Raw genomic sequence first — 13,011 nt, 5'->3', positions numbered from 1 at the left:
ATCGTGAAGTTCCTGATTGATGAATGCCTGCACACCTCTCTCGTGGCCGTTGCTCAGGATAACGGCCACGATGGCTTCCATGTCAACTGGTTGGGATTGAGCGGTGAAAAGGATTGGGATCTGATGCCCCGCATTGTTGCGGAGGACTACACCTTCGTCACCAACAACGCGCGGGATTTCAGAAAACTCTACTGCAATGAAGAGATCCATGCCGGATTGGTTATCATCGTGCCTCAAGTCGTTCCGGCATTGCAGCGCGACCTGTTCACACTCATCCTGGAGGAGATGGCCGGCGGCGATGAACTCTTGAACGAGGTGATCGAGGTCAGCATCGAGGGCGATGAGGCGGTTCTCACACGGTACTCTCTGCCGGCAAGCTGAGCACATCCCAAACTCGCCTACTCCAGAAGCGGAGGTCGGGTCCGGTCACTATTTCTGGCCTCCAATCCTCGTCAGATCGATCCGGATGCCGGCGTCGTTGGGCTTGATCGGCGTTTCCTCTGGTATTTCAGCGGGTGCATTATCCTCGGCGTTGTCGGCATTCTCGACCTCCACCTTCGAACGCTGCACGACCGCGCCACCCGGATCCACGGCCTGGAACACGCTCTCACCCTCGAACTTGCCGGTCCGCCAGGCGTGGATCGCATCATCGAACAGCTGCGGGAAAACCTCTTCGCTCGTCGGATTTCCATACCACTTCGCAACGATGCGGAGGATCTTGGCGAACATCGCTGTGCCAATCCGAAGATTGGCGCAGGGATCGACGAGATCCACCTTCAGCTCCGACGCGTCTTTCAGGCCAATGCCAGCCGGGATCTGGGTGAGGCCGACTCGTACGATAGAGCCGCCAATGTTTTCGCGAACGATTTCGATCGCCTCCTTAGGCGTTTTAGGTTTGGGAATGAGGATCAGTCGGCCGGCGGATCTGACTGAGATCGCAAGCGGATCCTCCGAGCCGACGGCCTGCACGAACTGCTCGACGATATCAGGCTTCAACGATGGGTCGGCACATTCCTTGATTAGCGCAGCATCCAGCATACAAACTCCAAAACCTTAAGTGTTGAACGAGATGATGAGAGGAAGATCGAATAGGCGTGCCCAGGCCGTGCTGCTCGCCTTCTGAATGTCGATGATTGACGTCCCCACAGTCCACCAGCCGTTACCGACTGCGACGATGGTATCGGGCCGGTGGAACGCCGATTGTAACACCGGCCAGACAAGGAGCTGCTCGTAGCAGATCAGCGGCGCGACTCTTGCAGTGCCGACTTCGACGACGGGGTTGGCGAAGAAATGCGCCCGTGCGGCGTCTTCGCTACCAGTGCCATTACCCATCCAGCTCCGCCACGGCTGCCACATCGATCCAGGGACAGGCATTCGCTCCCGGTAGAGAACCTCCGCCCTCTGAGCGGACATCGTCACCAGCACATTGTCGTAGCCTCGCTCCTCGATGAGTGCCGCGCCGGCGATGACCGTTATGTCCGTCCCGCTGAGAGCGCGTTGCCAGACGCGAGCAACCGTCGGCGTCCAGAAGCCAACAGCGCTCTCCGGAAATACAATCGTTGAGCCGACGGGTTGGGCGCGAGCAACATCGATCAGGTCCTGTTGCCGCTGGAGGCCAGCCTCGCGTCCGAGAGATGCACCCATTTCCAGATCGACACCGGTCCACTCCGCAGGTAGAATCGGCGTCGTCCACTCGGCGGCGGACCAGAGCCATAGGCCTGCAAAGGCCGTGGCTGCAGCCGGCCCACAAGGCGTCACCATGACGGCCAGGCCGGCTGCCATCACTGCCAGACCCCACCATTCCCACCCTGGAAACAGAACGCCGGCAGCCGTGATCGGATGCGCCCATCCCACAATGCCGAATGGTGGAACCGCCATGGCGATACAAGCAGCCATGTATCGGAACGGCTTCCGCCATCCCTTACGATTCGTCCAGAGCACAGAATGGACCGTGACAAACGCGGAAGAGGCGACAAGCCAGAGCAAAAGTCCGGGCCAGATGTCCTGACCATAAAAATTCGCCACCCCCTGCGGCAAACCACGCGATGCCGCGAGGAAGTAGGCAACGGAGACAGCCACCGCCTGCAGGCGCGTTCGTGCCAAAGACCAGAGCAGCGGGAAGGCGACGGCGACCGGAAGAAGGAGCACATGACCGCTCCAACCGATCCATCCGGCGTTCATTGATAATGCGACGAGGACACAAGTTCGGAAGAGCTCACGGCGCATAGGTCCAGACCTCCTGCGCCAGTCCGAGGATCCCCTCTATCGGCAGAGGACCGAAATATCGGCTATCAAACGCCCCGGGAAATTCGGAATGGAGAAAGACCGTGCCAGGCGGAACAAAACCACCGTGGTAGTGCACCATCTCCCGCCCCTGGCCGTCAGTCCGTGCAACGCGCGAGTGAGGGAGCGGACGACCATCGACGCGGACATTGTCGTGGATTTCGATCTCCTGCCCAGACTCCGCAACAACGGTCTTGATCAATGGCGCGACGCGGCCGGCGCAAAGCCCGAAGCGCAAATATCCACGCGCGCGCGCTTCACGCATCTCGTCGGTGGCGGGTGGGCAGATAAAGATCAGATCGCCAACAAGGACCGGACGATCGGGCTCGACGATCCGCCACAGGCCCAGCGGTTCGCTCGGCGTCAGATTGACCCTGAAGCCCTGACCTCCGAGCAGCACAATGAGGCCAAGTGTGAACAGGCTGACGCTGCTGATCCGATAGAACCAGACGAGCCGCTTCGTGCGCAAGAGCTCTTTAGATCGATGGCGCTTCTTCATTTGAGAGAGAGCCCCTGGGATCTCGTCTGGCGCAATGCTTCCGCCTGCTTGAGCGCCGTCACGCTGCGCTCATGGGTGGACAGCTGCTGCACCGTCCGCATCGTATTCCAGGCCTGTTGCACTTCGCTCCTCTGCGCAGTGTTCATGCCAGACGTCACCCGCAGGAACGCCTCGCCATTGGGGTCCTTCGCGGCAAGGGGCAAGAACGTCCTCTCTCCAAAACGTTCGGTAACCGCCTTCGCGAAACCTTCGAGTTCGGCCTTCACCATTTTGTCGGCGAGCGTGTATTCAAGACCCGAAGGCAGGTCGTTGCGGTCGATGGCATCACGCACACGCTCAAGCACGCTTTTCGCATTGGACGAGAGAGCGGGGATATCCAGCGCAACCCGCCGACGCACCGCCAGCTCCTCGGCATGATTTCGCCGCTCGGCATCGCCACGCTGGCGGAGATAATCGCTGATGCTGTCGGCGAGCGGCGTCACATTTTTAAGCGCCCGGTCCCGGTCCGCCCTGTCGCCGCGGCTGGCCAGTAGGCCCGTCTTGCCCTTGAGGGCACCGAAGGTTTCAGGCTCGTTGGCAATTCTGGCGATCGTCTTTTCCGCAGCCGACTGGTCGCGCAGCATCGCATCGACGTTCGCTGTCTTGAATGCTGCTTCCGGCTGCGCGTAGACGTGATGGAAGCGCATCGAGACTTCTTCCCATCGCTTCTTGAGCGCTGGGTCTGCGGCGAGTTTATCCTCAACGGTCTGATCGATCGATTTCGGGAAGGTGGTGATACCGGCCACCATGGGCTTGGTCTCCTTTTCTGCAACAGGAACTGTTCTGGCCGTCGATGTTGCAAAGCCGAGCTTGGCGCCGATGGCCGCAAGCTTGCCGGCAAGGTCGACGAGCTTCTGCTTCTGCTGGACCGTCCATTCGAGACGGTCACGAGCGACGGTCCTGGCAACGTTGATGATGTGAAGGCCGTGCGCTTCCGCAAAGCGGAGTGCCTGCCGGTAGGTGCTACCGCCGGCATAATCGAGCGTCGTTTCCTTGGAATTCCTGCGCGACAGGATCTCGACCAGACCGCCTGCCTTGGCGAAGGATCGGCGGCCGTAATAGACGCCGAGATCCTCGCGGTGGCGGGTCATCGCGACATAGGTGAGGTGACGATCAAGGGACAGCGACGCCAGCACATTGACCCGGTCGACAGTGGCGCCCTGGCTCTTGTGCACCGTGGTTGCGTAGCCGTGGTCAATATTGTTGTAGAAGCTCTGTTCGACCGTGACATGCCGTTGATGTTCACCCTCGCCAATCACGGCCACGAGGCGACCCGGTGTGGCTTCCAGCACCTTGCCCAGCATGCCGTTCTTGACGCCGATTGAACCCTCGTTCTTCAGGAAGACAATCTGGTCGCCGGCTGCAAAGTTGCGGTTGCCATCGGCGGTTTTGAATACAAGTCCCTGCTCGATGATGCCGCGCTCGATCAGTTTCATGCGCGCCAGCTCATTCAGCATGCGGACGTCACGGCGCAGGTGCGCCAAGATCAATGTGGACTTGGCGGGATCGTAATCGCGGTTCCAGTCAGCGATGAGGTTGGTGACCGCATCGGCCTTCAGCTCTAAGCCAATCATTTTGCCGTTCGACTGATAGGCTGCGAGGGCTTTGCCAACATGGCCGCGCGCGAGATCGAGCGATGCGTCGCGCATCCATTGCTCTCGCTGGCGATAGATTGTTTCGAGTTCGGCATAGCCGATGCGATCGGCAATAGCGCGGAAGGCGGCGCCCGCTTCGATCGGTTGAAGCTGCTCCGGATCGCCGACAAGCACGAGCTTGGCGCCGGCTTTGGTGACAGCTTCGACGAATGTCGCCATTTGCCGCGACGACACCATGCCAGCCTCGTCCAGAACGAAAACCGTCTTGTGGTCGAGTTGCCCGCGACCCTGATCCCAGCGGAGTTCCCAGGACGACAGGGTACGGGAGACGATGCCCGCTTCCTTCTCCAGACCTTCAGCCGCCTTGCCGGCAAGCGCACCACCGACGACACGGTAGCCGGCCGCTTCCCAGGCCTCACGCGCCGCCTTCATCATCGTGGTCTTGCCAGCACCTGCGCGGCCTATCACAGCGGCGATCCGCTCAACACCAACGACATGTTCGATGGCGACTTTTTGCTCATCAGAAAGCCGTTCATGGTGCGCGAAGGTCCTCTCGAGCACCGTTTTCCCGACGCCATGCGAAGACCGCTGCGATAGCCAGGTCGCGCGGTTCGCCATCTCAGACTCGAGCCGGATCAGCTCCCGTGTGGTGTACTTTGTCGGCGCCCGAACCCCGGTCGCAAAGTCCACTCGCTCGCGATCAAGCCGAAGGGTCTCAGGCAATTGCAGGATGCGCGCCATCAGGCTCTGGAAGAGGCCCACATCGTCGATATAGCGATGTAGGACCTTGGCGACATCGCGTTCGTCGAAGACACTCTTTTCCCGCGTGATCAGGTCGAGAACAATCGCTGGATTGCGCTGGATCCGTTGGGCGTTCTCTGCTCGCCGCTCCTCCTGCAGCTCCAGCCGTTCGAGCGCAGCCTTCTCTTCCGCAGGTCCATTCCCACTGGCTGCTTTCCTCTCGATCGCCTTCGTGCCAACGCCAAGATGGATCGTCGGCGTCAGCTCGATGCCCTGCTTCTCGAAGGACCGCCCATCGATCCTGATATCGAGACCGGCAAGTGCCAGATGCCGGTTCTGGCAGGCAAACCAGCCGTCGCGAAACGCGTTGAAATCATCAAGCCCACCGGCCCAAAGCTCATAGACGATTTTGCCGCTGTTATTGCGCAGCGCTTTGCCGTCAGGTCCCGTCACCGCCACCTTTTTCGAACCGAACCCGTCTTCGGTCAGCGGCCGCAAAGTGGTCATCAGATGGATATGCGGATTGCCTGGTGCATCGTGAAAGACCCAGTCGGCCACCATGCCCTCGGCCGTTATGTGTCTCGCCACGAAATCCCGCACGAGCTCGATGTTCTGCTCGACAGACAGCTCGATCGGCAGGGCGATGGTGACATCCTTTGCAAGCTGCGCATCAGACCGTCTCTCAAACTCCTCAACCTTGTTCCAGAACGCTTCCGACGCTCCCGAGACAGACCGATCGGCAATCATCGATTGCAGCCATTGAGGCGCATCGGGGGAAATGACAAACTCCTCGTGCAGCAGGCCATGCTTGCGGGTGTAGTCGATAGTCCGGGCTTCCCGCTCATAGTCCATCTTGGCGCAGTGCCGGTACGCCGCCGACAGCACGGCACTGCGACCGGAGCCGCGTGCAACGATGCTGACTGAAAAATGCGGGACGGCCATGACGAGCAAACTCCTTCGTTCGAACAAAATCAATGTGTTCGTCAGGAGCCGGAAGGCACCGCGAGGGGGCAAAAGCAGAGCGTCGCATCAGCGACGTATAATTGCGCCCTTCGGATCCGTCCTTACGAACGGACGGGATGATGCTCAAAAGCGTAGGCTCCGCCTACTCGCATTTCTGTCAGTAGATCGGCACGCCGATCTGAACGACTCTGGCCGCGTCAACCACGTCATGCAGGCAACAGGGACAATCCAGAGATGAAGAAGCCATCCTCCAAGATCCGCAAAGAAATCGCCAAACTTCAGGAACAGCTCAAGCACGCGGAAACGAGAGAGGCCGAGCGTATCGGTCGCATTGCGCTTCGGGCGGGGCTTGGTGAGGTCGACATCGAGGAGACGGAGCTCCTAGCGGCTTTCGAGGAATTAGGCAAATGCTTTCGCGGAGGCAAGGCAGGTACGAGCGGAAGGAAAGGGGCGGGGGAAAGCAGCACGCTCCGTGGCCAATCCGAAGCGGTCACGAGTGGCACGACTTCGGGCGGCACTACTGAGGCTTGAGCGCATGAGCAAGAGCCTAACGTCCGACGCCCGGAAGAGGGACACGCGAGACAAGATCGAACTTGGGGGCCTGATCGTCAAAGCCGGTCTTCGCTTCGAGAAGCGTGCGCTTTTGCTCGGCGCGTTGATCGATTTACAGCAGCGGCTGAAGTCGGACGACAGCGAACGGACACGGTTGACGGCAATCGGGACGAAGGCGTTCGGCAATGAAGGTGAATAGGGTCGTTCTCTTCTCTTTGCCCGTGGCCATGATGGTGGCGACTGTGTTCACGATGACAGGGATGGAGACATGGCTCTCCGGGTTTGGGCAGACCGAGGCGGCGAAGATAGTTCTGGGACGAGCAGGGATCGCCGCACCCTACGTGGCGGCGGCTGCACTTGCCCTGGTTCTGCTGTTCGCAACAGCCGGCTCGGCAAGCATTTGCGCCGCAGGCGTTGGTGCTGCAATCGGAAACGCCGTGGTCATCCTGATAGCTTGCGTGCGAGAAGGCGGGCGCTTGGCAGAGCTTTCCTCACAGGTGCCAGCGGGACAATCCGCGCTCTCCTATCTGGATCCATCGACCATGATCGGCGCGGCCGCGGCATTCATGTCCGGCTGCTTTGCGATCCGTGTGGCGATGGTCGGCAATGCCGCCTTCGCGCGTGCTACGCCGACACGCATTACCGGCAAGCGTGCCTTGCACGGCGAGGCCGACTGGATGAAGCTTACCGAAGCGGAGAAGCTCTTCCCAGGCTCTGGCGGCATCGTCGTCGGTGAACGATATCGCGTGGACCGCGACAGTGTCGCCGGTGTCTCGTTCCGTGCCGATAACGGCGAGACCTGGGGCGCCGGGGGCAAGTCCCCGCTGCTCTGCTTCGACGGCTCATTCGGCTCATCGCACGGCATCGTCTTTGCGGGATCGGGCGGTTTCAAAACGACCTCGGTGACGATCCCAACGGCGTTGAAGTGGGGCGGATCGCTCGTCGTGCTCGATCCGTCGAACGAGGTCGCGCCCATGGTCTCGAAACATCGGGAGGAGGCGGGGAGGCGGGTCAGGATTCTCGATCCGCGGAAACCCGCGACGGGCTTCAATGCACTCGACTGGGTCGGCCAGTATGGCGGTACGAAGGAGGAGGACATCGCCTCTGTCGCGTCATGGATCATGAGCGACAGCGGTCGCGCGAGTGGCGTCCGCGACGACTTCTTCCGTGCCTCCGGCCTGCAGCTCCTGACGGCGATCATTGCTGATGTCTGCCTGTCCGGTCACACACCAACGGAGCGGCAAACGCTCCGCCAAGTCCGCGAAAACTTGTCCGAACCCGAGCCGAAGCTTCGACAGCGCCTGCAGGATATCTACGACAATTCCGGATCGGATTTTGTCAAAGAGAACGTGGCCGCCTTCGTCAACATGACGCCGGAAACCTTCTCGGGCGTCTATGCCAATGCCATCAAGGAAACACATTGGCTCTCGTATCAGAACTATGCAGCGGTGGTGTCGGGCTCGACGTTCCGGACTGACGATATCGCATCCGGCAAAACGGATGTGTTCATCAACATCGACCTGAAGACGCTTGAGACCCATGCCGGGCTGGCGCGTGTCGTAATCGGCTCGTTCCTCAACGCAATCTACAATCGGGATGGTGCCATGGAAGGTCGCGCGTTGTTCCTGCTCGATGAGATCGCGCGCCTCGGTTACATGCGCATTCTGGAGACAGCGCGAGACGCCGGCCGCAAGTATGGCATCACACTGACGATGATCTACCAGTCGATCGGCCAGCTGCGAGAAACTTATGGCGGACGCGACGCTTCCAGCAAGTGGTTCGAGAGTGCGAGTTGGATCAGTTTCGCCGCCATCAACGATCCGGAGACCGCAGACTACATCTCCCGCCGTTGCGGCATGACGACGGTCGAAATCGATCAGGTCAGCCGCAGCTTCCAATCCCGCGGGTCGTCGCGGACGCGGTCGAAGCAGCTGGCCGCCCGGCCGCTCATCCAGCCACACGAAGTGCTTCGAATGCGCGCCGACGAGCAGATCGTATTCACAGCAGGCAACCCGCCACTGAGATGCGGGCGCGCCATCTGGTTCCGCCGGAAAGATATGACAACCTGCGTTAAGCTGAGCAGGTTTTGATGGCGCGAAGCGCCTTCAGACGAACAATGAAGAGCATCGGAGAAATCAGCATAGCGACGACCGACAGGGCGTGATTTCGGGAATTCTCGTCATGCTTCGGTCGGATATCGGGCAGCCGCAGGAGGCTTAGCATAGATGGCCTAATCGGCTTCGTGCCCCATCTCATCCGCGCGGAAGAATGAGCCGCACTTCACTGCCGATGATAAAAGTGACCTGTCGGAAACCAGGCACAACCATCATGCGGAGGATTGCAGTCATGAAGCACTATGCCGGCCTCGATGTCTCGGTCAAAGAAACGAGCGTCTGTATCGTCGATGAAAACGGACAGCTATGTCGGGAACGCAAGGTGGTCTCCCACCCTGATGACCTTGTTGCCATGCTAAGCGATCCGGCTTTCAGCTTGGAGAGGGTGGGCGTTGAGGCAGGGCCGCTATCGCAGTGGCTGTTTGAAGGGCTGGCAAAAGCTGGCTTCCCGGTATTCTGCATCGAGACGCGGCATACCAAAGCTTTTCTCGACGCTCTTCAGCAGAACAAGAGCGACAGGAACGATGCACGCGGTATCGCACATATGATGCGGGTCGGCCTGTTCAAGGACGTGCATGTGAAGACGCTTACCAGCCAGAAGCGTCGCGCCTTGCTAACGGCCCGATCGTTGCTGCAGGAAAAGGCGATCGACCTGGAGAACGAGATGCGTGGGCTCCTGCGCAACTTCGGACTGAAGGTCGGTAAGGTCTCGGGAGGCACGTTCGAGAGAAGGATACTCGAACTTGTCGAACACGATACTGAGTTGGCGGAAATCATGGAGCCACTGCTCGCCGCACGACGCAAGTTGCGAGAAGGGCTCGCCAAACTGGAAAAGAGGGTTCTAGCCGAGGCGAAGCAGGATGAGGTTTGCAAGCGCCTGATGACGGTGCCTGGCGTTGGACCTATCGTCTCGCTCGCCTATGTCTCGACGATCGATATTCCCAGCAGATTTCGTCATTCCCGATCAGTCGGAGCGATATTGGGCCTCACCCCTGTCCTGAAACAGTCCGGCGAAATGAGCAGGGTCGGCCATGTCTCTCTACGCGGGGACGCAATGATGCGGCGACTGCTGTATGAAGCCGCCCAGTCGATGATGACGCGCGTGGTCAAATGGTGCTGGCTGAAGGCATGGGCCATGAATATCGCCAAGCGCCATGGCAGCAAGAAGGCCAAAGTGGCACTAGCCCGCCGTCTCGCTGTCGTCATGCATCGCATGTGGGTAGATGGCACCGAGTTTCGTTGGACGAGGGAGGACACTGTCTCAACCGCAGCGGCATGACAATCGGCCCCAGAGGTAATCGAAAGGTTCGAATTAGAGGTTCCGCTTAGCGGCGGAAAACGTCCTTCGCGGACGATGGTGATGTGAGTTCGTGGCGGCGTTTATTCCGATGATCTGTCATCAGGATGCAGCATAGATTGGACCGCGTCATCTACTGGACCCCATCATGGGAGGGCCATGTGCCGATCCCGGAGAGAAGCAAGGGCCGCGAATAGACGTTGAAGGTTTACGGCCAGACGATTACGGACGATCTCATCTTGCAACAGAACGCTTTCCCAGGTGAACTGGCGCTCAGCAGAGGGTGAAGGCGGAGGCCATTAATGAGATTCACTGCACTTTTGACCTCAGGAGTAACGATTGCTCTAATTTTTGGAGTGAGCGACATCAAAGCTGCATTGTTCAGCAAGTCTTTTCAACAGGGGAGAGCCTCGGTCATCAGACTGCTTGCAATGAGCGACATGCACGGACCTTCACTGGGGTACTGCTACGTCGATCTCGTCGAACATCGAGGAATAAAGTCTTCAAATTGCAATGAAGTTGCCGAGCGCATTCGCGAGCTTGCGGAGGGCATGGGGGTTCTGCTTCCTCAGCAGGGTGATCCGCTTGATGCTGCTCTGGAAGGCATCGTGCGAGAAGCGTGGGCACTGGTGGAGAAAAAAAGTCCATAGGAACAGGATGCCCCCCCAAATGCTGCGTCTAGTCATACATGGCCTCTGCCTTCCGGGTCATACACTTACTGGTTATGAAGTAGCGACAGAGGTTGACCTGAACCCGCCGATTAGAGAAGCGCCGCGTAAGCGGAAGCCGGGACCGACTGCCCCCGACATAGGCATTCCGCTTCAGACGGTCGCTTACTCGCCGGAGACACCCTCTGTCAGTCCGTCGAAAACCTCCATCATCGCGTTGGATATGGCTTGGCCAAGAGCATTGCCAGCCACGCGGACGTCGTCTTCAGAACCATCGCGAGCAGCACGTGCAAGTTCAACCCCCTGATCCGCGACAATCTGCTTGGCCACTTCGATGGCCCAGAGACCAAAGTCGCCACGGTTGTCGATCTGGATAGCGTCTTCCATCTGCCCCTCCTGAAATTGGCAGGCGGCTTCTTTCCATAGACGTTGCGCAATGACAAGCGCGAGGTACTGATGTTGGCCAGGTTCCCTTTTGGTCGAATAGAGGCCTGCCGTTGTCCGCCGAGACATCACGAAATTGAATCGATTGCGTCTGAACGATTCAAAACTCTCGTTGGACGGGAAGCGTTAGAGACAGGATCATGCCGACATGATCACCCAGCCTTACCATCTCTACGTCGAGAGGACGGACGCTACGAAAAACATGGCCCGTTTCTATGCGATGGCCATCGAGCCCAACCTGTTCGGCGAAGCTTGCCTGACGCGGTGTTGGGGACGTATCGGAACGAACGGCCAGACAATGAGCCACCATTTCAAAACCGAGCGAGAGGCCGTGGTCCTCTTCCTCGATCTCCTCCGGCAGAAGAAGCGCCGCGGCTACTCAGTAACTGTCCGTCAATCATGCCCCGATATCTGGTAGATGGCGTCGGAATTGGAGGGACAGGCATGGAAAACGCATCAGATAATGTTGCTCCTGGTCAGGCCTTCATAAAACTGATCCTGGCGGTGATGTTCGCAGTTCCTGCAACTTTCTCTGTTTCGGCTGACAATAACGTTTACGCGTCCGGGGCCACGTCGAAGGTGAGCGTGGTCTTCCAAAAATGTGCCACTGGCACGCGCCAGGCGTGCGTCGTCGACGGAGACACGATCTGGTTAAACGGCCAGAAGATTCGTGTCGCGGATATCGACACACCAGAGGTGAGTGAGCCGAAATGCTCGTCTGAACTGGCTGCTGGGAAACGCGCCACGGACAGAATGCTTGAACTCCTCAACGAAGGTTCGTTCGAACTCAAAGGATGGCCGGGGTGGGACACCGACCACTATGGGCGCCGGCTTCGCGTACTGATCCGAGACGGGCGGAGTCTTGGCGATATTCTGGTTTCAGAAGGTCTCGCCAGGACATGGAGCGGCCGGCGAGAACCATGGTGTTGAGCTGCAGATACCGGCCCGACGAACCGGGCTGGTATGGCGTTTAACGCCGTCGGTTCCAGTCGGTCTCGAAATTGAATTCGACCTCGACGAAGAACGGGATCTTGATCGCCATCTTCAAGCCGAGCTTGCCCTTGCGGAAGAAGTGACAGATCACCCTGGCGAGGATGCGAAGGCGGCGGCCGGTTGCCTGAAGGAATTTGGCGAGCTGTTGCATTTGGTTTCTCCTGTCGATTGCGTTTTGTCGCGGGGATGAAATTCGGATCGGGAAGGAGTGCTGCACCGGAACGGCCGAAGCGCAGCGCAGGACCTGATGGCGGCTGAATTTTGGGCCGCGAGGAGCCGCAGGCGGGGAAAATTCTGACGGCGTGAGGTTGCGGCGGGACGCACGATCCGCATCATTCCCAATGTCGATAAAACGGGATCGCCAGGGAAGTGGAACAGATCGACGTCGAAGTCACGCGGGCGATGACAGCCACCTCAGAAGGGCGGCTCTGCTTCTAGAAGGCCATCCATCTCGGCCGCCTCGATGGCCAGTTCCGCTTGGGCGATTTCGAGCTCGGCCTGGATTTGACGGTGCTCGGCGACATCGACAGCGTTGCGCAGCTCGGCCCGCAGTTCTTCGATCTGGATTTCGAGTTCGTAGGTCATCTTCGTCTCCTTGACGTTTGTGAAAGATGACCAACCGGTCCGAGAGGGGATGACGGGGTCAGGGATCGCGCCAGCGACCGGCAGAGCCGGGGAGTGGGGGAGCCGATTTGCGCAATCTGCCCTTGAGGGCAGGTGGAGCAAATTGATGATGTGGACGGCCCTCCGAACCCGTCGCGCGAGATGCTAAGATCATTCTGCGCAACTCAGAGAAGGAACCGTGTCATGACTTTCGAGAAGA

Annotated in this window: 15 protein-coding genes; 8 read left to right on the top strand and 7 right to left on the bottom strand. The window is 59.2% G+C overall.

The genetic code is table 11. The annotated features are described in order from the left end of the window. Positions 1-3 precede the first annotated feature (3 nt). Positions 4-381 carry a DUF5615 family PIN-like protein gene (locus CRO48_RS29275; RefSeq protein WP_097143199.1) on the top strand — a complete coding sequence of 126 codons (378 nt, stop codon included), beginning with the start codon at positions 4-6 and terminating at the stop codon, positions 379-381. A gap of 48 nt (positions 382-429) precedes the next feature. Here CRO48_RS29275 and CRO48_RS29270 read toward each other — a convergent pair whose 3' ends face one another. From CRO48_RS29270 to traA, 4 genes are read right to left on the bottom strand one after another with little or no spacing between them, the layout of a single operon-like run. Beyond that, on the bottom strand, positions 430-1,038 hold the full coding sequence (locus CRO48_RS29270; RefSeq protein WP_097143198.1) for a TraH family protein: 609 nt from the start codon (positions 1,036-1,038) through the stop codon (positions 430-432). A gap of 15 nt (positions 1,039-1,053) precedes the next feature. Continuing rightward, positions 1,054-2,226, bottom strand: a complete 1,173-nt coding sequence (locus CRO48_RS29265; RefSeq protein ID WP_097143197.1) for a conjugal transfer protein TraB — start codon at positions 2,224-2,226, stop codon at positions 1,054-1,056. After that, on the bottom strand, positions 2,216-2,782 hold the full coding sequence (gene traF / locus CRO48_RS29260) for a conjugative transfer signal peptidase TraF (protein ID WP_097143196.1): 567 nt from the start codon (positions 2,780-2,782) through the stop codon (positions 2,216-2,218). The genes CRO48_RS29265 and traF overlap by 11 nt, the downstream gene beginning before the upstream one ends. Further along, on the bottom strand, positions 2,779-6,099 hold the full coding sequence (gene traA, locus CRO48_RS29255) for a Ti-type conjugative transfer relaxase TraA (protein ID WP_097143195.1): 3,321 nt from the start codon (positions 6,097-6,099) through the stop codon (positions 2,779-2,781). Before traA ends, traF begins: the two co-directional genes overlap by 4 nt. Positions 6,100-6,354: 255 nt before the next feature. Between traA and traC the strand changes: the two genes are divergently transcribed. The 5 genes from traC to CRO48_RS31935 all read left to right on the top strand — a co-directional run bounded on the left by traC (position 6,355) and on the right by CRO48_RS31935 (position 10,733). Next, entirely contained in the window at positions 6,355-6,651 is a 297-nt protein-coding gene (traC, locus tag CRO48_RS29250) for a conjugal transfer protein TraC (protein WP_097143194.1), read from the top strand. A 4-nt stretch (positions 6,652-6,655) separates the two neighbouring features. Further along, entirely contained in the window at positions 6,656-6,871 is a 216-nt protein-coding gene (traD, locus tag CRO48_RS29245) for a type IV conjugative transfer system coupling protein TraD (RefSeq protein WP_097143193.1), read from the top strand. Then, a complete protein-coding gene (traG, locus tag CRO48_RS29240; RefSeq protein WP_097143192.1) occupies positions 6,858-8,762 on the top strand; it encodes a Ti-type conjugative transfer system protein TraG in 1,905 nt (634 codons plus the stop codon). The genes traD and traG overlap by 14 nt, the downstream gene beginning before the upstream one ends. Before the next feature lie 256 nt (positions 8,763-9,018). Next, positions 9,019-10,065 (top strand): IS110 family RNA-guided transposase, encoded by a 1,047-nt coding sequence (locus tag CRO48_RS29235; protein WP_097143191.1) that lies wholly within the window; start codon positions 9,019-9,021, stop codon positions 10,063-10,065. A gap of 320 nt (positions 10,066-10,385) precedes the next feature. Then, complete coding sequence (locus CRO48_RS31935) at positions 10,386-10,733, top strand: hypothetical protein (RefSeq protein WP_141402145.1); 348 nt, start codon at positions 10,386-10,388, stop codon at positions 10,731-10,733. A 183-nt stretch (positions 10,734-10,916) separates the two neighbouring features. Here CRO48_RS31935 and CRO48_RS29225 read toward each other — a convergent pair whose 3' ends face one another. Then, the gene (locus tag CRO48_RS29225; RefSeq protein ID WP_097143189.1) at positions 10,917-11,138 is read right to left on the bottom strand and encodes a hypothetical protein; all 222 of its coding nucleotides are present in this window, start codon (positions 11,136-11,138) and stop codon (positions 10,917-10,919) included. A gap of 205 nt (positions 11,139-11,343) precedes the next feature. Between CRO48_RS29225 and CRO48_RS29220 the strand changes: the two genes are divergently transcribed. Together CRO48_RS29220 and CRO48_RS29215 are read left to right on the top strand one after the other, a co-directional pair. Beyond that, a complete protein-coding gene (locus CRO48_RS29220; protein WP_097143188.1) occupies positions 11,344-11,613 on the top strand; it encodes a WGR domain-containing protein in 270 nt (89 codons plus the stop codon). A 26-nt stretch (positions 11,614-11,639) separates the two neighbouring features. Further along, positions 11,640-12,125 (top strand): thermonuclease family protein, encoded by a 486-nt coding sequence (locus CRO48_RS29215; RefSeq protein ID WP_097143187.1) that lies wholly within the window; start codon positions 11,640-11,642, stop codon positions 12,123-12,125. Positions 12,126-12,165: 40 nt separating this feature from the next. On the opposite strand, the gene CRO48_RS32570 is transcribed toward CRO48_RS29215, so the two are convergent. Both CRO48_RS32570 and CRO48_RS32565 read right to left on the bottom strand, forming a co-directional pair. Then, a complete protein-coding gene (locus CRO48_RS32570) occupies positions 12,166-12,339 on the bottom strand; it encodes a hypothetical protein (RefSeq protein WP_176526942.1) in 174 nt (57 codons plus the stop codon). Positions 12,340-12,602: 263 nt separating this feature from the next. After that, positions 12,603-12,773, bottom strand: a complete 171-nt coding sequence (locus CRO48_RS32565) for a hypothetical protein (RefSeq protein WP_176526941.1) — start codon at positions 12,771-12,773, stop codon at positions 12,603-12,605. Positions 12,774-13,011 lie beyond the last annotated feature (238 nt).

Origin of the sequence: Rhizobium subbaraonis (genome assembly GCF_900220975.1) — a bacterium.
Lineage (GTDB): Bacteria > Pseudomonadota > Alphaproteobacteria > Rhizobiales > Rhizobiaceae > Mycoplana > Mycoplana subbaraonis.
Note: the sequence above shows the minus strand (reverse complement) of the source record. Positions and strands in the feature narration are given on the sequence as shown.

Excerpts from the sequence above, each read along its gene's own strand:
- CRO48_RS29270 (WP_097143198.1), bottom strand. The coding sequence starts at position 1,038 with ATGCTGGATGCTGCGCTAATCAAGGAATGTGCCGACCCATCGTTGAAG.
- CRO48_RS29265 (WP_097143197.1), bottom strand. The coding sequence starts at position 2,226 with ATGCGCCGTGAGCTCTTCCGAACTTGTGTCCTCGTCGCATTATCAATG.
- traF (WP_097143196.1), bottom strand. The coding sequence starts at position 2,782 with ATGAAGAAGCGCCATCGATCTAAAGAGCTCTTGCGCACGAAGCGGCTC.
- traA (WP_097143195.1), bottom strand. The coding sequence starts at position 6,099 with ATGGCCGTCCCGCATTTTTCAGTCAGCATCGTTGCACGCGGCTCCGGT.
- traC (WP_097143194.1), top strand. The coding sequence starts at position 6,355 with ATGAAGAAGCCATCCTCCAAGATCCGCAAAGAAATCGCCAAACTTCAG.
- traD (WP_097143193.1), top strand. The coding sequence starts at position 6,656 with ATGAGCAAGAGCCTAACGTCCGACGCCCGGAAGAGGGACACGCGAGAC.
- traG (WP_097143192.1), top strand. The coding sequence starts at position 6,858 with ATGAAGGTGAATAGGGTCGTTCTCTTCTCTTTGCCCGTGGCCATGATG.
- CRO48_RS29235 (WP_097143191.1), top strand. The coding sequence starts at position 9,019 with ATGAAGCACTATGCCGGCCTCGATGTCTCGGTCAAAGAAACGAGCGTC.
- CRO48_RS31935 (WP_141402145.1), top strand. The coding sequence starts at position 10,386 with ATGAGATTCACTGCACTTTTGACCTCAGGAGTAACGATTGCTCTAATT.
- CRO48_RS29225 (WP_097143189.1), bottom strand. The coding sequence starts at position 11,138 with ATGGAAGACGCTATCCAGATCGACAACCGTGGCGACTTTGGTCTCTGG.
- CRO48_RS29220 (WP_097143188.1), top strand. The coding sequence starts at position 11,344 with ATGATCACCCAGCCTTACCATCTCTACGTCGAGAGGACGGACGCTACG.
- CRO48_RS29215 (WP_097143187.1), top strand. The coding sequence starts at position 11,640 with ATGGAAAACGCATCAGATAATGTTGCTCCTGGTCAGGCCTTCATAAAA.
- CRO48_RS32570 (WP_176526942.1), bottom strand. The coding sequence starts at position 12,339 with ATGCAACAGCTCGCCAAATTCCTTCAGGCAACCGGCCGCCGCCTTCGC.
- CRO48_RS32565 (WP_176526941.1), bottom strand. The coding sequence starts at position 12,773 with ATGACCTACGAACTCGAAATCCAGATCGAAGAACTGCGGGCCGAGCTG.